Annotated in this window: 21 protein-coding genes; 14 read left to right on the forward strand and 7 right to left on the reverse strand. The window is 53.3% G+C overall.

Annotation, left to right across the window (positions count from 1 at the left end):
- Positions 1-432 precede the first annotated feature (432 nt).
- The 9 genes from pckA (at position 433) to ICT70_RS04380 (ending at position 9472) form a co-directional block, all read left to right on the forward strand.
- A complete protein-coding gene (gene pckA / locus ICT70_RS04340; RefSeq protein WP_191154175.1) occupies positions 433-2016 on the forward strand; it encodes a phosphoenolpyruvate carboxykinase (ATP) in 1584 nt (527 codons plus the stop codon).
- Positions 2017-2152: 136 nt separating this feature from the next.
- A complete protein-coding gene (thiL, locus tag ICT70_RS04345; RefSeq protein WP_191154176.1) occupies positions 2153-3139 on the forward strand; it encodes a thiamine-phosphate kinase in 987 nt (328 codons plus the stop codon).
- Between the two features lie 7 nt (positions 3140-3146).
- Complete coding sequence (locus tag ICT70_RS04350; RefSeq protein ID WP_191154177.1) at positions 3147-4034, forward strand: CheR family methyltransferase; 888 nt, start codon at positions 3147-3149, stop codon at positions 4032-4034.
- A gap of 59 nt (positions 4035-4093) precedes the next feature.
- Complete coding sequence (locus tag ICT70_RS04355) at positions 4094-5377, forward strand: methyl-accepting chemotaxis protein (RefSeq protein WP_191154178.1); 1284 nt, start codon at positions 4094-4096, stop codon at positions 5375-5377.
- Positions 5377-5796 (forward strand): chemotaxis protein CheW, encoded by a 420-nt coding sequence (locus tag ICT70_RS04360; RefSeq protein WP_224746833.1) that lies wholly within the window; start codon positions 5377-5379, stop codon positions 5794-5796. Before ICT70_RS04355 ends, ICT70_RS04360 begins: the two co-directional genes overlap by 1 nt.
- Positions 5797-5806: 10 nt before the next feature.
- Positions 5807-6172, forward strand: a complete 366-nt coding sequence (locus ICT70_RS04365; RefSeq protein WP_191154180.1) for a response regulator — start codon at positions 5807-5809, stop codon at positions 6170-6172.
- 30 nt (positions 6173-6202) lie between these two features.
- The gene (locus ICT70_RS04370; protein WP_191154181.1) at positions 6203-8050 is read left to right on the forward strand and encodes a chemotaxis protein CheA; all 1848 of its coding nucleotides are present in this window, start codon (positions 6203-6205) and stop codon (positions 8048-8050) included.
- Entirely contained in the window at positions 8047-8631 is a 585-nt protein-coding gene (locus ICT70_RS04375) for a chemotaxis protein CheC (protein WP_191154182.1), read from the forward strand. Before ICT70_RS04370 ends, ICT70_RS04375 begins: the two co-directional genes overlap by 4 nt.
- Positions 8632-8707: 76 nt before the next feature.
- Positions 8708-9472 (forward strand): LolA family protein, encoded by a 765-nt coding sequence (locus tag ICT70_RS04380; RefSeq protein ID WP_191154183.1) that lies wholly within the window; start codon positions 8708-8710, stop codon positions 9470-9472.
- An 87-nt stretch (positions 9473-9559) separates the two neighbouring features.
- Here the strand turns inward: ICT70_RS04380 and ICT70_RS04385 are convergent, their stop codons facing one another.
- The 5 genes from ICT70_RS04385 to ICT70_RS04405 all read right to left on the reverse strand — a co-directional run bounded on the left by ICT70_RS04385 (position 9560) and on the right by ICT70_RS04405 (position 16425).
- Positions 9560-11515, reverse strand: a complete 1956-nt coding sequence (locus tag ICT70_RS04385; RefSeq protein WP_191154184.1) for an alpha-amylase family glycosyl hydrolase — start codon at positions 11513-11515, stop codon at positions 9560-9562.
- Positions 11508-12398, reverse strand: a complete 891-nt coding sequence (locus ICT70_RS04390) for a PfkB family carbohydrate kinase (RefSeq protein ID WP_191154185.1) — start codon at positions 12396-12398, stop codon at positions 11508-11510. Before ICT70_RS04390 ends, ICT70_RS04385 begins: the two co-directional genes overlap by 8 nt.
- A complete protein-coding gene (locus ICT70_RS04395) occupies positions 12395-13255 on the reverse strand; it encodes an HAD-IIB family hydrolase (RefSeq protein ID WP_191154186.1) in 861 nt (286 codons plus the stop codon). Before ICT70_RS04395 ends, ICT70_RS04390 begins: the two co-directional genes overlap by 4 nt.
- A complete protein-coding gene (locus ICT70_RS04400; protein ID WP_191154187.1) occupies positions 13242-15407 on the reverse strand; it encodes an HAD family hydrolase in 2166 nt (721 codons plus the stop codon). The genes ICT70_RS04395 and ICT70_RS04400 overlap by 14 nt, the downstream gene beginning before the upstream one ends.
- Positions 15408-15549: 142 nt before the next feature.
- On the reverse strand, positions 15550-16425 hold the full coding sequence (locus tag ICT70_RS04405; RefSeq protein ID WP_191154188.1) for a LysR family transcriptional regulator: 876 nt from the start codon (positions 16423-16425) through the stop codon (positions 15550-15552).
- Between the two features lie 243 nt (positions 16426-16668).
- On the opposite strand from ICT70_RS04405, the gene ICT70_RS15075 reads away from it, so the two are divergent.
- The 3 genes from ICT70_RS15075 to ICT70_RS15080 all read left to right on the forward strand — a co-directional run bounded on the left by ICT70_RS15075 (position 16669) and on the right by ICT70_RS15080 (position 17690).
- Positions 16669-16800: a hypothetical protein gene (locus ICT70_RS15075; protein ID WP_272977226.1), complete on the forward strand. Its 132-nt coding sequence runs from the start codon at positions 16669-16671 to the stop codon at positions 16798-16800.
- Positions 16801-16839: 39 nt separating this feature from the next.
- Positions 16840-17454: an NAD(P)H:quinone oxidoreductase gene (gene wrbA / locus ICT70_RS04410; RefSeq protein ID WP_191154189.1), complete on the forward strand. Its 615-nt coding sequence runs from the start codon at positions 16840-16842 to the stop codon at positions 17452-17454.
- Positions 17455-17567: 113 nt separating this feature from the next.
- Positions 17568-17690 carry a hypothetical protein gene (locus tag ICT70_RS15080; protein ID WP_272977227.1) on the forward strand — a complete coding sequence of 41 codons (123 nt, stop codon included), beginning with the start codon at positions 17568-17570 and terminating at the stop codon, positions 17688-17690.
- Positions 17691-17717: 27 nt separating this feature from the next.
- On the opposite strand, the gene ICT70_RS04415 is transcribed toward ICT70_RS15080, so the two are convergent.
- Positions 17718-19538, reverse strand: coding sequence for a lysophospholipid acyltransferase family protein (locus tag ICT70_RS04415; protein ID WP_191154190.1), 1821 nt, complete (start codon positions 19536-19538; stop codon positions 17718-17720).
- Positions 19539-19846: 308 nt separating this feature from the next.
- Between ICT70_RS04415 and ICT70_RS04420 the strand changes: the two genes are divergently transcribed.
- Both ICT70_RS04420 and ICT70_RS04425 read left to right on the forward strand, forming a co-directional pair.
- Entirely contained in the window at positions 19847-20362 is a 516-nt protein-coding gene (locus ICT70_RS04420; RefSeq protein WP_191154191.1) for a ferritin-like domain-containing protein, read from the forward strand.
- A gap of 189 nt (positions 20363-20551) precedes the next feature.
- A complete protein-coding gene (locus ICT70_RS04425) occupies positions 20552-21031 on the forward strand; it encodes a YbhB/YbcL family Raf kinase inhibitor-like protein (protein WP_191154192.1) in 480 nt (159 codons plus the stop codon).
- Between the two features lie 167 nt (positions 21032-21198).
- On the opposite strand, the gene ICT70_RS04430 is transcribed toward ICT70_RS04425, so the two are convergent.
- A complete protein-coding gene (locus tag ICT70_RS04430; protein WP_191154193.1) occupies positions 21199-21720 on the reverse strand; it encodes a TrmH family RNA methyltransferase in 522 nt (173 codons plus the stop codon).
- Positions 21721-21797: the final 77 nt, after the last annotated feature.

The raw sequence follows: 21797 nt of genomic DNA on the forward strand, positions 1-21797 counted from the left end.
GTCCAAAAACCCTTGCCACAGCATCCAAAGGCCCTGCGCGAAGGACGGCAGTTGAATAATTACAAATTTTAAGCAGCAAGACAGCCCTCTATGGTCATGCCATAGGGGGCTGTCTTGTATCAACGGTCGTGGCGTATCCCGCTCTTAAAATCGGTCAACAGCAGGTCGGGTATTTTCTGTTATCGGCTGCTGAGACCGGGGCTGATGGCCCTGTGATATGGCGGTCAAGAGACTTATCTGTCGGTGGTCGCAGGCAAAAGAAAAAAAGCAGCAGAATTCGACTATTGTGTCGCGCAGTTGTTGCGATCAATAGGCCTTTGGGCTATATTAACCCGGTAATAATGCGTATAACAACGTTATTTTAATCAGCCGAGCCTGGATTTGTCTGATCTGATCGGGCATATCAAAACCTGAAAACAGGGAGAGAATGAAATGAGTGAGTTGACTGCTGCGGAACTGGGACTTAAGAGCGTGGGTAAGGTATTTTATAACTTGAGCTATGATGAGTTGTTTGAGCACGAAGTAAAAAACCAGGAGGGCAAGCTTGCCGCCAACGGCACCATGATGGTTGATACCGGCAAATTTACCGGCCGTTCACCCAAGGACAAATATTTTGTCAAACAGGACCCTTCCAAGCAGAACATTGCCTGGGGCACAATAAACCAGCGGATCTCGGTCGATTTTTTTGATGAACTCTATAACAAGGTCATTAACTATCTGTCCGGTAAAGATATTTATGTAACCGATGGCTACTCCGGAGCCAACCCTTCGACCCGTCGCCAGGTACGCTTTGTGACTGAAATTGCCTGGCAGTCCCACTTTGTCAAAAACATGTTTATTCGTCCCGATAGTGCCGGCCTGGAAAATTTTGCGCCCGATTTTACCGTTTACAATGCTGCCGGTTACAGCAACAAGCGTTGGGAAGAGATGGGACTGAATTCCGATGTTTTTGTCATTTTCAATATTGAGAAACGGGTCGCCATTATCGGTGGCACCTGGTACGGTGGGGAGATGAAAAAGGGGATCTTCACCATGATGAACTACTGGTTGCCCCTCAACAAGATTCTATCCATGCACTGCAGCGCCAACGTTGGTAAAGAGGGGGACGTCTGTCTCTTTTTCGGTCTGTCAGGCACCGGCAAGACCACCTTGTCGACCGATGCATCACGCAAGCTCATTGGTGATGACGAGCATGGTTGGGACGACGACGGGATCTTCAACTTCGAAGGGGGATGTTACGCCAAATGTATTGATCTCTCTCCGGCAAGTGAACCGGAAATTTTCAATGCCATCCGCCGTGATGCTCTGCTGGAAAACGTGGTTTATGACGAAGATGGAATTATCGACTACTCCAGCAAGGATAAAACCGAGAACACCCGTGTCTCCTACCCTATTCACCATATCGACAACTTTGAGCCAAGTTTGCGCGCCGGCCACCCGAAAAACATCATCTTTTTGACCTGCGACGCCTTTGGCGTCTTGCCACCAGTATCGAAACTCAGCAAAGAGCAGGCCATGTATTACTTCCTCTCCGGCTATACCGCCAAGGTAGCCGGTACTGAACGCGGCGTTACCGAGCCAACCGCAGCTTTTTCTGCCTGTTTTGGTGAAGCCTTCCTCCCCCTGCATCCTACCGCTTATGCCAAGTTGCTGGGCGAGAAGATGGAGAAGCACAATGTCAATGCCTACCTGGTCAATACCGGCTGGGTCGGTGGCGGCTATGGTGTTGGTGAGCGTATGAGCATCAAGGCAACCAGAGCCTGTATCAATGCTATCCTCGACGGCAGTATTCTCAATGCTGAATTTGATCAGACCCGCTTTTTTAAATTGAACATCCCCAAAGAACTGCCGGGTGTAGATAGCAAGTTGCTTAATCCCCGCAACTCCTGGGCAGATCAGGAGGCCTTTGATCGCACGGCCAATAAACTGGCGGGAATGTTCATTCAGAACTTTAAAAAATATATCGATGAAGATAATCATGATTTCGATTTCACCAAGGCCGGTCCTCAGGTTTAATCGCTCATCTCCTTTCATTAAATCATGAACAACAACGGCCAGCGTCAGCTGGCCGTTGTTGTTTGGCAAAGGGATAACTTGACTTATTATAAAAGAAAAATAATAATTAAAAGCTTAGAAAGCTGGATGTCGCCATATGGGTGAAGTAAACAACAAAGGACGTGGTGAATTCGAACTGATCGGCTGGATCAAGGAACAGGTCGAAAGTTGTAGCCGGATGCCGTCCGGCATCGGAGATGATTGTGCTATCGATCAGTTGCCGTCTGACCAGCAGTTGCTGACGAGTAACGACCTGTTGATTGAAGATATCCATTTTAACCGTGCCTGGACCAGTATGTTTGACCTGGGGCGTAAATCGGTAGCGGTGAACTTAAGTGATATCGCCGCCATGGGGGGCAAACCAAGGTCTTTGTACCTGGGACTTGGACGTTCACAACAGCTCGAAGAAACGGAGCTTAAGGATTTTATTCGGGGCTTTCTTTATGAAGCAAGGCAACATGATGTCGTTCTGGCCGGCGGCGACACCTGCGGGTCGCCGGGTCCTCTGATGATTTCGGTTACCGTCCAGGGTCTGGTGCCGACAGGTAAAGCGGTGATGCGCCAGGGATCAGGGTGTGGTGATGCTCTCTACGTTTCCGGAACCCTTGGTGACAGCGCTCTGGCGCTGCACCTGTTGCGCGCCGGCCAGATGCCTCCTGTGCCTCTGGCGCAGCGTTTTCACACCCCCAGCGCCCGGATTGACCTGGGGCGTCTGGTAGGTGAACAGGAATTGGCAACAGCGATGCTTGATGTCTCAGATGGTCTGCTGGCAGATTTGAATCATCTGCTGGTTGCTTCCGGCGTTGGTGCTGAGCTGATACTCTCGGCTCTGCCCTTGTCTGAGGCTTTTCGCAGCGCATTAGGCCAGAATCCCAGCTTGATCGATCTGGCCCTGGCTGGTGGTGAAGATTACGAACTGCTGTTCAGCTCGGCGCGGCACGATCTCGAGCAGATGGCTTTACCTGCCCCCGGAGTGGTTAAGGTTGGTCATATCAGGGCCGGCACCGGAATCAACATCAGGCAGGATAATGGCGATATCTATCACTGTCGACAACGGGGGTTTGACCATTTTGCTGCAAGCTGACCCCACAGTGTCTAATCAGACTGATGCTGCCAACCAGGGAACAAATCTTTCCGCCACCAGGCAACGCAGTCCCCTGGTTGGTGAGGATTTCCCTGACGAAGCATATGCTGTGATTGCTACTATTCTCAAGCAGCAGCAGAATTTTGATCTGGCAAGTTATAAGTCGGTTAATATGAAGCGTCGGTTGGCGGCCTATCTGCGTTCCTGTGGCTGTACTGATCCGCTTCACTACAGTGCTGAACTGGCAGACCGAGCAGAGGAACAAAAACAGCTGATTGCCGCTATGGGTATCCATGTGTCGCATTTCTTTCGCAATCCCAGCACCTTTTTGGCGCTCAAATCACGAATTTTGCCGGAAGTGTTGCGCATGTCGCGGCGTCAGAACAGCAAACTGCGAATCTGGAGTGTTGGTTGTGCCCTGGGTGAAGAACCCTACTCCGTCGCGTTGTTACTAAAAGATATGGTGCAAAAAGGCGACCAGTTTGCGATTGTCGGCACGGATTTAAGTCCGGACGCCTTAAAAAGGGCAAAAAACGGTTGTTATCCGGTAGATCGTCTCAAAGAGGTGCCGCCGGCAATGCTTGAAAAATACTTTAGCGCACAGGCTCAGCTCTATCAGATTAACGAAGAGATCCGTCAACTCGTGCAATTTTTTCGCCATGACATTATTTCTGAGGAGATAATCTACCGTGCGGATGTGATCTTGTGTCGTAACCTGTTGATTTATTTCTCCAGAGATAAACAACAGCAGGTGCTTAAGTTGCTGGCAGGGGCTCTGTCGCCCGGTGGGTATCTGGTTCTCGGCCGGGCAGAAACCCTGGCCCCTGATTGTCGTAACCTGTTTTTCTGTGTTGACCCGGCTGAACGGATTTATCGACGCACGGTTGATCTGTAAGACCGGTGGATTAACGGTAAAAAAATGGAAACCCGTCGTTGTCAAGGTGGAGGAAGAAGATGCGTGTAGAGATCAGCTATAAGTTTGTTATCGGCTTTATTTTTGTGGTGGCGTCGGTTGTGCTGCTGAATCTGCTGGTGCCACGACTCGATGCCCCTGAATGGACGCATCAGTTCATCACTGTGATTGGCGCCTTGCTGGTTGGGCTGATTTTCGGCTGGCTTTTTTCCAGGGCCTTTACCGCCAATATCAAGATTCTTACCGATGGTGCTGATCGCCTCAGTCATGGTGATTTAAGCCGTAAAGTACGCCTCCACAAAGGGTTGTTCAGCGACGAAACAGAAGATCTGTCCAACTCCCTGAATCTGGTTGTCGACAGTCTGCGTAACCTGGTTGGTCAGATGCGCGGCAGCGCCCTGAATGTCAATGAGTCCTCCATGGCGTTAGCTACCACCTCCGAGGAAATGACGGCCACCGCCCACGAAGTAGCCGGTTCGATTGAGCAGATCAGCCGCGGTGCCGAAACTCAGGCGGAGATGGTTGAACGGGTGTCACGGGTAGTGCGCGAAATGGCCGAGCAGATTGAGCTGGTGGCCGGGTCGTCGGGTAAATTGACGGAATCAGCGGAACAGACAACCCTCTCAGCGCGTGAGGGAGAAGGCTTGACCAGCAAGGCACTGGACAACATGAAACAGGTGCTCAGTCAGATTGAAGAGAACGGCACCATGATCGTTGATTTCAGCGAGCAGGTACAAAAGATCGGCTCGATTATCGATGTCATCACCGGTATTGCCCAGAAGACCAACCTGCTGGCCCTGAATGCAACCATTGAAGCGGCTCGCGCGGGGGAATACGGCCATGGTTTTGCGGTAGTGGCGGAAGAGGTCAGCAAACTTGCGGACAGCACCAGCAACTCAGCGGCCGAGATTAGCCGGCTGATTGAAAAAACCCGGGAGCAGAGTCAAAAGGTCCAGCTGTCCATGGCACAGAGTGTCAAGTCTATCGATGCCGGCCGCGAAGCGGTGGATGTTACCGGCAACGCCTTCAAATCGATCATTTCCAAGGCGGAGGCAGCGCAGGAGCGCTCCATCGATATCCGTGATCTGACCGAGAAGCAGAGTCGCGGGGCACAGGCTATTGTAGAAGCGATCGAAGAGATTGCCCGGGTCGCTGAAGATAACGCTGCCTCGACCGAAGAGGTGTCTGCGGCAACTGAAGAACAGACCGCGTCGATGGAAGAAATGTCTTTTGCCTCACAGCGTCTGTCGCGCCTGGCGGAAGAGCTGTTGACCTCGGTCCGCCGTTTTAACCTGGGCAGCGACCATGAACGGACGGCACCGTGATGCAGTTGCTCCCTTTTGAGGTTGGCAACGAAATCTATGCGTTGGAACTGATCGATATCCAGGAGATTGTCGAAACGCCTCACCTGCACCCCTTCCCTGCTGCGCCGGCAACGGTCAGTGGTGCCATTGCGTTCCATGGGCGTATCGTACCGGTGGTTGATTTGCCTTGTCTGCTGGGTTTTGACAGCCCTCAGGGGAGCCCACGCATCATTGTTCTGGCCAACCACTATGGCCCTTTCGCTTTGGCCGTTGATCGATTGCGGCCATTGATCGGGCTGGATAAGGGCTTTGTCAAAGATGCCGATGCGGGGGTCAAAGAGCCCTCGGTTCGCAGCCTGTTCACCTGGAAGAATGACATGATCAGCCTGCTCGATCTCCATTATGTCGTAGCAGCGATAGAAGCAACCTGTGTCAAATAAGGAGAAAGTAATGCCCGGACGCGTTCTGGTTGTCGATGATGCGCTCTTTATGCGCAAGATGCTGACAGATATTTTTTCCCAGGCGGGATGGGAAATTGTGGGAGAAGCTGAAAACGGGGAACAGGCGGTGGCTATTTATCAGCAGCAGCGCCCTGATCTGGTCACCATGGATATCGTGATGCCGGTTATGGGTGGAATAGAGGCACTAAAAGCCATCCTGCAGCTGGAAGCACAGGCGCGGGTGGTGGTGTGCAGCGCATTGGGGCAGAAACATCTGATCCTCGATGCGATCACCGCCGGTGCCCGGGATTTTATTGTCAAGCCGTTCCAGAGTGATCAGGTTCTTGAAGTGGCGGAACGTGTCGTTGCGTCCTGATTATGTTGTCTAAACCCACTGGATAAACAGATGGATAAAGAAAAATATCGCAACATGTATCTGGCTGAAACGGCTGAGCATCTGCAGGCCATGTCTGAAATACTGTTGCGCCTTGATAACGAACCGGAAAATCATCACGAGATCGATGCCCTGTTTCGGGAAGCTCACTCGATCAAGGGGATGGCTGCGACGATGGAATACGCGGAAACTGCCCGCCTGGCCCATCGTCTCGAAGATGACCTGGATAAGTGTCGTAAACGGGGTTCGGTCAGCAGCGTTGAAATTGATCAGTTGCTGGCAGGGGTCGACCTGCTGGAGGCCCTGCATGATGATATCAGCCAGGGGCGAGAAGAGCGCAGGGTTGAGACGTATCTGCAGACGCTGAACCCACAGGTGCCATCCGATGTTCCGATGAGCCAGATGGTGCCGGAAAAAGAAGAAGGTGACCAGATTGCTGCGGAGCCGCTCCTGGTGCAGATTGACCTTGCTGAAACGGTCCCCGTAGCAGCTCCGAGATTGCTGGTTTTGCTGAAAAAATGTAGCGATTTCGGTACCGTGCTGAAATCCTGGCCGTCTCTCGAGCAGATTCTGAACGACAAGGTAGATGCACGTTTGCTGGTGCAGTTACGCCCCCGTCTGACGCGGCAAGAGATGCATGCACAGCTGGCCAGGTATAGCGATGTCGAGGAAATTTCCTTTCCCAAGCCGCCGGCCACCAGTGGTCTGGGAGAGCGCCGCCAAAAAAGTGCCAGTGTGCGGGTCAGTACCGAGCGTCTTGATCAACTGATTAATCTGACCGGCGAATTGATAACCACCCGTTATCAGTTGCAGGATGCCCTTAAGCAGCAGCACGTGCAAGGGCTGGACGATGGGGTGGGACAATTGTCGCGCCTGGTCAAGAACCTTCATCATCAGGTGTTACAGGTGCGCATGGTGTCGCTGCGGGCGCTGTTTTCCCGGTTGTCGCGGATTGTTCACGATCTGGCCCGAAGCAGCGCTAAGAAAATTGAACTACAGATCGACGGTGCCGATATTGAAATAGATCGGGCGATCGTCGAAGAGCTGGTTGATCCATTGATCCACATGGTGCGTAATGCCGTTGATCATGGCTTCAGGGATAAAGATCAGGGGGTCATCAGCCTTAAAGCCTGGCGTGATCGGGATCAGGTCCTGGTTCAGGTGGCAGATGATGGTAGCGGCATTGATCCGCAGACCATTCGTCGTATCGCGCGGGAGCGTGGACTCTTGAGCAGCGCCCAGGTGAAGACCGTCCGTGATTACGATCTGTATCAGTTGATCTGTCAGCCCGGTTTTTCAACCGCTGATACGGTTACCGGTATCTCCGGTCGTGGTGTTGGTATGGATGTTGTCAAGACTGCAATAGAGGCGATTGGCGGCCTGGTGTTGATCGACTCGACCCCGGGAGAAGGTACCAGTATCACCCTTAAGTTGCCACTGTCGCTGGCGATTATCCGCGTGCTGTTGATCGAATCGGCCGGCATGTCGATGGCCATTCCGATTACTCGTGTCATCCAGGCGGTTGAAATCAGCCCGGCGGAAATCCACAGTAGTGGTAAGCAGCTGATGGTTCATTATCAGGACGCTTTTATTCCGCTGCTTTCTTTGCGAAAAATCCTTAAGCAATCCAAGGGCACAAAAAAAGATTCTCTTTCCCTGGTGGTGACAGAAGTCCTGGGGCGTCGCATCGGCCTGGTTGTAGATCGCTTGATCGGCCAGCAGGAAGTCTTTGTCCAGCGCCTGGCACCCCCCTTTGACCAAAGTCCCGGTTGTGCCGGAGGGACTATTCTGGGTAATGGTCAGGTGGTCTTTTTGCTGGACTTGCAATCCCTGCTAGAGCGCCGAAAAAAAGAGGTATGATGATTGCCGGCCAGACAAGTGAACTATTTACGGACAGTCGCCTGATCGAAACCGGAATCCGTTCTGCCCTGGTAAGCTTCGGGCAGATGCTGCCGCAAGGTTCACTGGTGCTGAAAAGTCAGGATTTTATCCGCTCATCTGCTGCTCGCTCCTGTTGGCAGCAGCTGCGCTGTGACGGTGTCCAGATTGCCTTGAGTTTGTCCGGCAGAATTTCCGGAACCATTATTCTGGCGCTGGATAATCAGGCAGCGCAGCAATTAGTCACTGCCCTGACCGGGGATGGCACGATAAGGTCGGGTTTCAATGAAATGGCTCGTTCGGCATTAAGGGAGGCGGGAAATATCGTTGCTTCAGCTTTTCTCGGCGCCCTCGAGTCATTGTGTGGCCGTGGTGGTTTACCCGGAGTACCTGATCTGCACCTTGGAGGCCCTTGCCAAATAGATTCCGGGCGGGCCGAAGATATGTACGCGTTGCCGCTGCTTTTGGTTGCTCCGGCTGGTGGCACGGATGCCGCCAGGGCGGGGGTTTTTATCAACCTGCATAACAATGACGACGGTGTCTCCTCCTTTGGTGATTTGTGATAACGCTTGCGGTACGCACGCAGGCCAGGAAAAGTGTTATGATGTAGGCGTTGTATTTTAAAGGAGAACACACTTTATGAAGTTGATGGCGCTGCTACTTTCATGGCTGTTATTGGTTGCTGGTTCTTTGCCGGCCATAGCCGACGAAGAATTAACCAATGTTCTCAGGGCGTTGGAGACACCTTTTAAGGTATCGACCCCGGCTGAGCAACAGATACGCGATTTTGCTGCCGACTTTGTCCAGTTATCAACGGTCGTTGCCATTGATCGCGTGCAGCGCGGCGAAGGCAAGGTATGGTTTAAATTCCCCCCACAATCCCGCACCGGCTCGGTCATGCCCAAGTTTCGCTGGGACTATCGCTTGCCCAATGAGCAACAGGTTCTGTCCGACGGCACCACCCTGTGGGTCTATGTACCGGAAAACCGGCAGGTGATTGTCAGCGAAGTCGGTGAGGTTGAGGCTGAATATGGTGATAACCCGGCGGCCTTTTTCACTGGCCTAGGGGATCTGGCGCAGAATTTTGCCATCGCCTGGGGCAAGAGTCGCCGTAACGAAGCTGGGGATTACATCCTGTTGCTGACCCCGAAGCGCCCTTCGCAATTTTTTAAGCGGATCGAGGTGATTGTCAATCAGCAGGCGGTAGCGGAAAGCCACCAGGGCGGCAACCCCCAGGTGTTTCCCCTGGTGGCAACCCAGGTGACTGATCCGCAGGACAACCTGACCCGGATCACCTTTGTCGATGTGGGCTGGAATCTTGATCCCGCTGACACCGAGTTTGTGTTTGAGGTGCCTGAAGGAGTGGAGCAGCTCTCACCGGCAGCGCAAATGCCCGGTTTGTGATGTTTTAAGCGCAGCTTAACCATTAGTGTACGCGGTTTTGTTCCGTGAGCCCCTGCTCAAATAAAACAAGATGCGCAGGCGCAGGAATTACTTTTCCGCAAGCCAGTAAAAACTGAAACCCGGCACAACCAATGTATGATTTACCATGTCGGGTTGGCCGCCGCTGTACAGATCGGTGAGTCGACTGAAATCGATGGTGCCCCAGGTTGCCATTTCATCAAGGTTCAGAGAGTGGGGCTGACGGTTAAAGTTGGCCACTATCAGAACCGAATCACGGCGACTGAGCCAGTTATAACGTTCAAAGACAAACAGGTTGGGGTTTTCCACCTCAATCAATTCACGATTGTTAAAATCGGCGAAGACGCTGATTTCACCACGTACCGCAATCATCCTTTTCAGGGCAGTGAAAATCCGGTATTCAATGGTTCCCGACTGATTGCGACGGGCCGCCTTTTCCCAGTCGATGGTCGGACGATGGATCCAGCGGGTATCCGTTGCCTTGTGTGGGTCCCTCAGGTAGGCATCATCGTTGACCGTGCCGATTTCATCACCATAATACAGCAGGGGAATACCACCGAAGGACATGATCATTGCGTGGAGCAGAAGAATGATACTGATAGCATCCTGGGTGGCTATATCGTCACTGGTTTCAAGGGCATATTCAAGGCCCACCAGTGAGGCAAGGGAACCGGAAATCCGGCTGTCGCCGGTTCGGTGATTCTGACCGAAGGGCAGACCGCGGGCGTGAGACTCGGCATAGTGGCCGGTAAAATAGTCGACCAGATACTGACGATGATTGGCCGGGTCATAACCGGCCAGGTCGATATCGCGATCGTCAAAGCCTAAGCCGATATCGTCATGACAGCGCACATAGTTGAGCCAGGTAGCGCGCTCCAGTTTGACCGGCAGGTTTTTGATCCCCTGATTGAGCAGTTTCGCGTTTTTGGTTGCCACCGCGTCCCACAACAGCGCCATAAAGGTGGCGTTATAGGCGATTTCACACTCCTTGGCGATGACCGCATCTTCACCAAAGTATTTGATCACCTCGACCGGGGCGACAATCGCTTCGGCAATAAACAGGACGCCGGGCGCCGTGACCTGGGCGCAGTCTTTCATCAATTGCAGAATCAGATGCGCTTCGCGCTCATTCTGGCAGGTGCTGCCGATCTTCTTCCATAAAAAGGCGACGGCATCAAGGCGCAGGATATCGGCTCCCTGATTGGCCCAATACAGAACAATATCGAGCATTTCAATAAAGACCGCCGGGTTGCTGTAATTCAGATCCCACTGATAGTCATTGAACACCGTCATCACCCAGCGTTCCATGGTCTCGTCCCAAGTGAAGTTGCCGGGGGCCGTTTCAGGGAAGATCTCCGGCATACTCTGTTCAAACATGTCGGGAACATTACGGTTGGGGTAAGTGAAATAATAGTCGCGGTAATGGCTTTCGCCGGCACGAGCACGACATGCCCATTCATGCTCATTGGAGGTGTGATTCAGCACCACATCAAGGGTCAGCAGAATCCCGCGCCGGCGGGCCTGTTCAGCCAGCTGCTGGACATCCTCCAGGGTCCCGACGCGGGGATCGATGGCACGAAAATCACTGATGGCATAGCCACCATCACTGCGTCCTTCAGGGCACTTCAGCACCGGCATGATATGGATCAGATTGATGCCCAGCTCCTGAAAATAGGACAGCCGCTCTGTTACGCCACTTAAGTTTCCGGCAAAGCCCTCACTGTACAGAGCCATGCCGATCCATTTCTGGTGCAGAAACCAGCTGAAATCGCGCTCCCGTTCGATATCGATAGCGCGTAATATCTGTGGTCGGCAAATATACTGGCGGGCCATGGTTTCAACCAGACGCTGGGCCTGATCGGTAAAATCAGGGCGATCGCCATAGAGACGAAAAAAAAGCGAGTGGATGGCGTAAAAGTTGGCGCCCAGACGGGTGTAGAAATGGCGCAGATCCTCTTCGCAGATTTCCTCATTGAGACGATTGAGAATATCATTCAGCAGAGCATGGGAAACCTGTTCATACATGGTCACAGCCTGTCGTTGTCAGTGGGTGATAGAGGGTTGCATCGGTGGGTATTGCTCCGCGCATACCAATGACGTTGGCAGCAAGTTGTTGGGCCAGGGCAATATTCTTCTCAATCGCTCGACCGGTCATCAGTCCATGCAGATAAACGGCAGAAAATGCATCCCCGGCACCGACCGTGTCGATATAACGTTTGATGGGAGGAGCCGCCACCGGGATAAGTTCTCCGGTACGGGTGCGCACCAGGGCCCCATCAGCGCCCCGGGTTACAATCAGCTGTTCCAGGTTGGTTTGCGCCATCAACTCGGCCATGGCGACAGTCGTGTCCGGATCATCAAAACCCAGTTCCCTCAGTTCATCGCTGTTCATTTTGGCCCAGCGTGCTTGCTTGATACGATGAATTACCGCACCTTTCTCCCACCAGGGGGAGCGCAGGTTGATATCAACAAAGAGCCGGCATCCGTGCCGGCCGGCGAGGGCATCAAAAGTCTCTTGCGACTCTTTATGACGCAGAGCCAGGGTCCCGTGGTAAAGAATAACATCAGCGCCACCGGCAGGCAGCAGGTCCGCACGAATGTGATCATAGGCCACACCTTCGCTGATCTGATAAGCAGGCTGGCCGTCAGCAATCTGCACCTCGACCCTGCCGGTCGGATACTCCCGGTTGATCTGAACGCCATCTGTGCGCATATTCCAGTTGTTCATGGCGGACAGAATCTGCCGTCCCAGGTCATCATCACCGATGGCCGACACCAGGCAGGGATCAGCGCCCAGGGCAGCCAGATGCCAGGCGACGTTAAAAGGAGCCCCGCCGAGAATCTGTTCACCGGTGGGAAAACAGTCGAATAACACTTCACCAAAAACGATAATCTGTTGATCGCTCATGCTGTCTCTTTCATTAAATACGATCTGAAGGACGGTTGAAAGTGGCAGACCCCTTCAAGGATACCGGCACTGTAATGGCCGTTCATGGCCAATAGATCGCCCCTGGCGATATACAGAGCGTCAGTCTGGTCGTTCTGCCGGGCCCAGCTTAAGGCCGCCTCTTTGATCGGTCTGGCCGCATTGGCTACCAGGATCGAGGGGATGTCGCTGTTGACCACCTGCAGATCATTGCCGCTGTCACCGGCGAATACCAGCTCCTGGTCACCAAAGCCGAGCTGCTGCTGGAGAAATCGGATGGCCTGACGTTTATCCGCGCAAATCGGGAGGATATCGAGCAATCCGATGCCCTTCTCTTCATCAATGCTCCAGATCAGGTTTGCCCCGATCCCTGCTCGCTGTAACTGGTTGTCAATGTCCCCCATAACCTGGTCGATATCAAGCTGCAGCGGCACATAAAAGCTGACCTTGAAGTTGTTCTGCTTGGTTTCTTCCTGCAGACACGGGCCGGATATCAGATCGACCAGGGATCTGACGCGCCGGCTTGTTGCCTCCGGCCAACAGACCGAAAGGTGGTGCTTCCAGGTTTCAAGCTGTTGCCATGTTCCGGCAACAATCCGGTACATGGTTGAACCGACATCGGTCAGGGCGTAATCGGGCTGCGGCAGTTGGTAGGTTTTGACTGCGTCCAGCACCAGTCGGCGATCTCGTCCGGTGACATAGGCCAGGCTTACCCCGGGATGACGGCACAGTTTACTGAACAGCTCCCTTGCCCGCGCGTCTTCCGGTGCGGTGCCATTAGGAATCAGGGTGCGATCCAGATCAGTACACAACAGCAATCGGGGTTTATGCGTTCCCATTGGTCTGCTCTCGGGGATCGCGGCAGGCGCCGAAAAAGTCGTAATAGTCCATCGCCTCAAGAATACCGGCAGCCAGCGGCTGGCGGGCGAAATAGATTCTTTCGGTGTCCACCAGACCGGACAGTTCTTCGTGGTGGCGGTTGGCGACAACCACAGCCAGGGTAGTGCCGGACAGCATGTCCTCATCGGCACCGGCCCCCCCGGCGGCCAGAACCCTTTCCAGCTCAATTCCTCGACGGTCGGCCACATAACGTAACGCCAGCCCTTTGGAGGCGCGCGCCGGTAGAATATCAAGAAACTGGCCGAAACTCATAATGGCATTGACCGCCAGTCCTTCCTGATGAAGCAGGCGCTGGATTTTATCAACATCGGCCATCGTCGGATCAATGTAATAGCTGACTTTGAAACGGCTCTGCTCAATTTTGGCTTGACGCTTCAAGCCGGGGTAGTCGGTAAGGACCTCGCGGACCTTGTGGGGTGACCATTGGAAATCGATGTATTTGGCCCAGACCTGATCCTGTTCCAGTTCCGGAGCATAGTAGATTTCACTGCCACCACTGGTAATCAGAATATCAGGTTCCGGGATGGCATGTTTATTCATCAGGGCCAGGGCCGAGTCAAGCCGCCGTCCGGTGGCAATAATAAACGCCGTGCTTTTGCGCTGACGCCGTAACCGCGACATCAGTTCTTTCAGCGCAGATGCGTCGCCGATCAGGTTCTGATCAAGACCACTGACCAGGGCGCGGTCACTGTAAAGAGCGTCCCTGCGACTTAAGGGTTCCCTTTCCAGCGGTTCATAGCGCTTGATCACCGGAGTCACCATGTGCAGATAGCGGTCGGCATGGGCCTGCCACGAGTAGTGTTCCCGAACCCCTTTGAGACCCTTTTGAGAAAAGGACTGCCAGAGGTCTTCGTCTTCAAGTAATTGCTGTAACTTGCCGGCAATTTCTTGCGGATCGAGGGGGTCGATCAGAAAGCCGTTATCACAGTTCCCGATAATATCCCGGGGGCCACCGTCCCGGGTGGCGACAATCGGCAGGCCGGACGCCGCTGCTTCAATCAGGGTCAGGCCAAAGGGTTCGGTCAGGGCCGGATTGACAAAAATCCCTTTTGACGCCGCCACAATACGATAGAAAAACGGCACATCAGCGCGCCGGTGCTGCTTGGGAATGGCGACTTTGCCATAGAGATCATAGCGGTCAATCGTTGCCAGTACTTCATAGAAAAGGTCGCGAGCTCCTTCATCCAGGTCGTCAATGTCCTCACGGTTGCCGGCAATAATCACCAGATTGGCAAGATCCTGCAGCCTTTTACTCTGCCCATAGGCCTCTACCAGTTTGGTGATATTCTTACGCTTGTCCGGCCTGGACAGGGCAAAAATGATCGGTTGTCGGGGATTTTTCAGGTGCCGGGTCAGCAGGGCAAACTGCGGCAGGTCGAATTCCTTGCCGGTTGGCGCGGTAAAAAGTTCCAGATTGGTTCCTGGTGGTACTACGCGCATCTGCTTCGGCTGATAATAATCATAGAGCTCGTACTGTTCCTCGATTTCCTGCTGGGTGCTGGTAATCACCCGTTCCGCTGTCGCCAGGGTCACCTCTTCGGCTTCGATGCGTCTGGCCATGTTATAGCGATGTTCGATGTCTTCTCGACTTAGCCCGGCTGCCAGCAAACGTCTGCGTTTGACCCGCCCGAGAGAATGGCCGGTATGAATCAGGGGGATTCCGGTTAATTGGGCCAGGCGTGCTCCCACCCAGCCGGCATCGGCATAATGGCTGTGGAAGAGATCGGGCCAGCGCTCCTGATCACGAAAATAATCGGAGAGCTGATCAACAAAGATGGGCAGATGGTCCCACAGTTGCTCCTTCGGCAGATACGCGTCGGGGCCGGCGGTGATACGGATTATCCGTAATTTGGCGGAAACCTCTTCAAGCGGCTCAGCGTAATCAGCGTCAACCGCCGGATCGACGACCCGACGGGTGATCAGATCAACCCGGTCGACATCGTCCCGCGCGGCCAGGGCCTGGGCCAGCTCCAGCACATACAGGGTCTGGCCACCGGTATCAGCGTCACGACCCAGCTCCAGGTTGTGGCCGCGGATCAAGCCATGGATACTGATCAGTGCCAAATAGAGGGGTTTTTCGGAATCTGTCATGGTGGCTACCTTTCAACCGGGGCACTAAAAACAACAGAGGTACAAGGTTGTTGCCCCGCTCATATCAATGAACTGCTGGTATAGACTGCCAAACTTGGCAACAGGCGTCAAGTTGCCGGGATTATTGAGGGGAATGAAGCGGCTACCCCCCTGATCGTATCAAATCCAGCCACAGCGCCTCAGCCACCGGGCCGACCGGTTCGTCGCGGCGGCGCACGGCGCGCATTTCGATGACACTGTGACTGGGGTAGCCGTTGACCTCAAGAACGTCCAGCTTTCCGGTTGCACGCTCATCCGTCATCAGATAATCCTGCAGCTTGCCCCAACCCATGCCCGCCAGGATCAGCTCTTTTTTACTGTAGTGATCGTTTACCACCCAGTGCCGCCCGCCGGGCAGGGTTCCGGGTGACCGGACGGTTCCGGTATCGCCACTGTCGCGCACGACAATCTGTACCTGTCGTTTCAGGGCATCCAGATCACTGATCTGATGATCCTGAACAAAGCGGGGCGTAGCAACCGTTACCAGGGTGGTAAAGGTCAAGGGAATCGATTCCAGTTCCGGCATGTCGTCCAGCCAGGGACTGATCGCCAGATCGACCTCTCCTTGTCGCAGTTTATCAAGGGCACCGCCGATGTTTTCCGTCTGCAGATGCAGTCGGGTTTCCGGGTAGGTCTTTTCGCATCTGCGCAATGCCCCCAGAATCTGGGGCAGTGGGTAGCCGGCCTCGATCGCCAGGGAGATTGACGGCTCGTACCCGGTTGCCAGATATTTCGCCCGGGCGCGAAAATGTTCTACCTGCTTAAGAATCTCGCGGGCATGTTGACACAGCTGTTCCCCCTGGGGCGTCAGTAGTGCCCGGTAGCTGCTGCGATCGAAGAGGGAGAGGTCCAGTTCGTCTTCCAGTTTGCGCATAGAGACGCTGATGGTTGGCTGAGTACGGAGCAATACACGCGCTGCAGCAAGGACACTGCCTTGATCAGCGATCGCGATCAGAATCCTGAGTTGGTCAAGGGTCATAAGAGTGTCCCCCTTTAGGTGTTGGTAGGGTTTATTTGTTTCTGTTCCGCACCGGATCCCCGATCCTGTGCGAAGAACAGCAGCAGAATAGTTACCCGTTTATTTTACTGTAACTGTCGAACAGTATAGGTTTTAACTATGAAGTTGATCCATATAAAATATTTTTATTCTATTCTATATCTGACTATATTGGTAAACAAATAGATGTACGGCTCAATCATCGACGCCATAAGGAGCGTCACCATGCTCACCATCAGACCTTCAGCAAAACGCCCAGATTGCAGCAAGGTGATGGTGCGGCACGGGAAAATAAAAAAAGAACTGACCCTGATCGAGCAACAGCATGCCGAGGTGCTATTATTTGATCTGAGCTGATCGAAATTGATGGAGTAAGCAACCAGGAAGGAGCACACCATGGCAAAAATTCTCATCGTTCATTACAGCATGTATGGTCACATTTATAAAATGGCAGAAGCGGTAGCAGAGGGTGTACGTGAAGTCGACGGCTGCGAGGCTGTCATCAAACGGGTGCCGGAAACTCTGCCCCATGAGGTACTGGAAAAGATGGGCGCGGTTGAAGCACAGAAGGCGATGGCGGATATTCCGCTGGCAACGGTGGATGACCTGGCAGAAGCTGACGGCATTATCTTCGGTACGCCGACCCGTTTCGGTAACATGTGCGGACAGATGCGTCAGTTCCTCGATGCGACCGGCGGCCTGTGGTTCAACGGGTCATTGATCGGCAAGGTCGGCAGCGTCTTCGTCAGTTCCGCCACCCAGCACGGCGGCCAAGAGTCGACCATTCTCAATTTTCACACCAACCTGCTGCACCACGGCATGGTTGTGGTTGGACTCCCCTATTCCTTTGCCGGACAGATGGACAACAGCGAGATTACCGGTGGCTCACCCTACGGGGCGTCAACCATTACCGGCGGCCAGGGAGAACGGATGCCGAGTGACAATGAGCTGGCTGGAGCCCGTTTCCAGGGGGCTCATGTCGCGCGGATTGCCAAAAAGCTTAAGGGTTGATGTCGTTGCTGCCACGACCGCGTTAAAACGATAACCAAAAACACATCAGGCTCTAACCCGCTTCTAACCGGCAACTTGTACTCCTGAAGCATTATCCTTCAGGAGTACAAGTTATGGATCTGCTGTTTTTCTTGTCGATCGTCGTTATTTTCTGCGCCTTTGGTGTCCTGAACTATCGCAACACCAGCAAAAAGGCGAAAAAACTGGTTGATGTTATCCGCCGCCGCCAGCCGTAGGAGCGGGAATATCCCGCCCCTGTATTTTTAAGCGCAATCCTGCCTTGCCTCATCATGATAGGCCATATAGCCGGCATACCCTTCCTTCCCCATATAGCGTTGCAGTTGCTTTTTATCGGCTTTAAGCAGATCGACCAGCAGCAGCCCATCAATGACATCACTGAAATCGGGATCACGATTGAAGGCGAGGATCTGGCCGCCGAGGTTGAGGTAGTGACGCAGCAGCACCGGGACGCCTTTGCCGTCGGCTTCCATGTCGCTGACCAGTACTGAAAGATGATCGATATCTTTGAGAAACGCCTGCTGTTTCAGCTCAAGGCCGGCGAGCAGCTTGGGTTTGAACGTCAGGGGCGTTCTGGGGTTCACCAGCGCTGCCAGTTCATTGAGACGGTATTGATCAGTTAAAACCTGCGTTATCAATTGCTTTGCCGCCGAACTGTAGTCGCGCGAAATGCTCACCGGTCCGAACAGGTAGCGGTAGCGTGGAAAGATGGTCAGGTAGTGGCCGATCCCTTTCCACAGCAGCAGCAAGGGGGCAAAGGAGCGCTGATATTCAAGGCGGACAAAAGAGCGGCCCAGCTCCAGTCCGGCATGCAGTTCTTCGAGTAATGCCGGTTTCATAGAAAACAATGAGCAGGTGTACAGTCCCTTACGGCCGCTCTGATTCAGAATACGGTCGATATGGCCGAGACGATAGGCCCCCGCCACTTCCTGCCGCTCCTTGTGCCAGAGAAACAGGTGGACATAGCTTTCGTCAAACCTGTCCAGGTCGCAGGCTTTCCCCGTTCCCTCTCCCACCTCACGGAATGTCACCTCCCGCAGGCGTCCGATTTCGTTCAGGATCCAGGGAATCTGCCCGGCAGAAGCATAACAGACCCGGAATTCGTCATTTTCCGTCAGGGTTTGTGTTTCAGCTAACTGCTCAAGTTCCAGGGTCAGTTGATTCTTGTCGATGGGCGGGATCATCGATTGACATCTCGAACCCCTGGCACCGGCAAGGGGGGTATTGGTGTGCAATCGGGTTGCCAGGGCATAAGTACGTAACCGCAGATAATTCGTCAGCTCACGGTTGCTCCTGAGTTCACAATAACTACGGGAAGAAATAACCTGGCCGATAACAATCTGCTTGTGCTGGTGACGCTGTTCCAGAAGCATCCGTGGGAGCAGAGCGGTACGCAACCGGGGATGGATTTTCCCCGCCCATTGGAACAGAGGACCATTGTGGCCGGGAAAATAGACCGGCACAACCGGTGCCTTACTGCGCCGGACAATTCTGGCGACGGAATCACTCCAGACCGGGTCCACAACTCCGGAGGCTTTTGATTGTCGGGACGAAACTTCCCCCGCCGGGAAAATAATCAGCAACTCACCCTGTTCAAGACACTTAAGAGCCTGTCGCAAGGGGGCAATGTTGATTCGCGTCGAACGGTCAGTGCCAAAAGGATCAACGGCGATCAAGTGTGAGCGTAAGGCCGGCAGGCGGCCCAACAGACGATTACCTATCACCTTGAAATCAGTGCGAATACGGCTGATCAGATCAAACAGAATCAGTCCTTCTAGTCCACCGTAGGGGTGATTGGCGACCAGAATACAGGGCCCACTTGCCGGAATGCGCATCATGTCCTGCGGTTCGACATGGAAACGAACGTCCAGGGTTTTCAGCGCCTGAGCGACAAAGTTGGCCATCGTGCCATCATGGTTGACCTGTCGATAGAGTTTGTTGCAGGTTTTAAGTCCGAATATCAGTTCAGCAAGATCAACGGCGGCCTGACTTGCCCGGGTTCTGATAGATGAAGCGGGTTGCTGAAGCAGACTGAATGGTAAGGAACAGGTTTCTGGTGGATGCATGGATTGTTCTCCTTTTTGACCGCAGGAGAACAGTTTCAGGTTAAGCGGTTGTTAAGCGGTTGTGAGTTTTCTGTATGCGGTGCGGCCCAACCCTATTGAAAAACCCTCTGTTTTCCTTGCTCCAAGTCCTCCGCCAGACTAAAAAGCGCTTTTTGGCGACACTGACTTTAAGGGGTCTAGGGCGTAAGGTCTGTGCGGCGGTTTGAATCGATGAGACAAAGAGATCGTTCCATACATCTTGACAGCAGCCCTGCTATTGATACGATTATTAGGCTCAATGGTAAACTCTACAGCAAAAAGGAAAAGCGATGGATATTTTTGATTTTGCGGTAAAGATGGAAACAGACGCGGAAAGTTATTACCGGAAGCTGGCGGAGCAGACCGACATAGAAGGTATCAGGAATATTTTTCTGGATCTGGCTGCTGACGAAAAAAAACACGTTGAAATCTTTCAATCGATGAAGGCACGACCTGATAGCGCTGCCATGAGGGATAGCGGGGCGTTAAGCAAGGCCAAAAACACCTTTGAAAAACTGATGCAGGAAAAACCGGTAGTAAGCCACCTTCAGGGTAATCTCGATGCCTATCGTCATGCCATGAAAATAGAGGCAGAGGCTGCGCGGGTTTACCAGGAAGCTTTGACCCATGAATCCAGCCCGGAGGTAAAAAAACTGCTTCAGCGCGTCATTGAAGAAGAGCAAAAGCATTACAACATCATTGAAAACCTGTATGATTTCGTCAACGCGCCCAACGAGTATCTTGCCTGGGGAGAATTCAGCAATCTTGAGGAATTCCGAAATTTTGGGCGCGATACGGATGTCTGAACCATCCCGGTATAAGGGTGATGGTTGTCGTCGCCTTATCACCTGTAGTTTAAATTTTCGACGCAGCTTCGCACCAGGAACAGCCTGGTGCAACAACAGCCGTCTTGGTGGTATGTGCATGCCTCTTTGGCGCCATATCTGACCGTTCCACGTATCTGTTAACAACCGATCTTAAAGGAGGCCTGGACCATGGGATTCGCACCCTCAGCTATGCAATTAACAAGTAGTGCATTTAAGAACTCTGGTGACATTCCAACCAAGTACACCGGTGAAGGAGTAGATGTTTCACCCCCTTTGGCCTGGACTGATGTGCCTGCCGGCACCAAGGGCTTCGCTGTCATCTGCCATGACCCGGATGCACCGCTGGTCTCCCCCAATGGCACCTATGGCTTTGTTCACTGGGTGTTGTATAACATCCCGGCCAACGTGCACAGCCTGGAAGAAGGGGCATCGACATACACTCAGGGGCAGAACAATTTCGGCAACGCAGGTTATGGCGGTCCCATGCCACCGGAAGGCCACGGTACCCATCAGTATTATTTCTGGATCCTTGCGCTGGATAACACGACAGCATTGCCCGAAGGGTTGAATATGTGGCAATTGCTGGAAGAACTTGAGCCACATATTATCGGCATGAACCGACTGATCGGAACCTATCAACGAGGTTAATGGGAAGCGCAGGGGGCTAATTGGTAAGTTTCTGATCCGGAACCGAGCAGTTTTTCGCAAGGTCAAGGATATCAAGAATTTGTACGGAGGCGGAGTGCTTTGCGCCGCACAAGCAAAACCGAAGATTGACGCGCAGTTTGCGGAAAAGGGGTGTTCCCGGACAGAAACTAGTTGAACTGCCTGACATATTCATACATGGCAATGGTCGCAGCGTTACTGACATTCAAACAATGGATCGAGCCGAACTGGGGAATCGCCAGAGGTTCAATGTCTGCATAAGAGTCCTGACCGAAGCTGAAACCGAACTCCTCATGGCCGAAAATAAAAGCGCTTCTGGCAGGAAAATCAACCTCGTACAAGGGGGTTTCGGCGTCTGCCCGGAGTTGAAAAAAACGGTAACCCTGGTCGCTGAGTAGCTGGTAGCAGGCACCAAAGTCCTCGTGAAAGACAGCCGGTACCTTGCGAAAAGAACCCTTGGCCGGAGCCGGATCAAAGGGGCCGATGTTGATCAGATGAACCGCAGCAGCGCCGAAGGCCTCGGCGCTGCGAAAGATTTTCGGCACGTTGAACCCGGCCTTGAGCTGATCGAGAACCAGGACAAATTCGTGGGGGCCCGGCCCGGCGAGGATATTTTTCCGGCGTTCCTTGTGATAGCGCGTCAGCCAGGTCCGATCCCGCCCGGTACTCATGTTAGCTGTTCCAGCCTGATCTTGTTCATAATACCATCCGCGCTCCATCCTCCAGCAGTTCTAACTCGAGCTGCCCG

The organism is Pelovirga terrestris, from assembly GCF_014773365.1.
Taxonomy (GTDB): Bacteria; Desulfobacterota; Desulfuromonadia; order Desulfuromonadales; family Geopsychrobacteraceae; genus Pelovirga; species Pelovirga terrestris.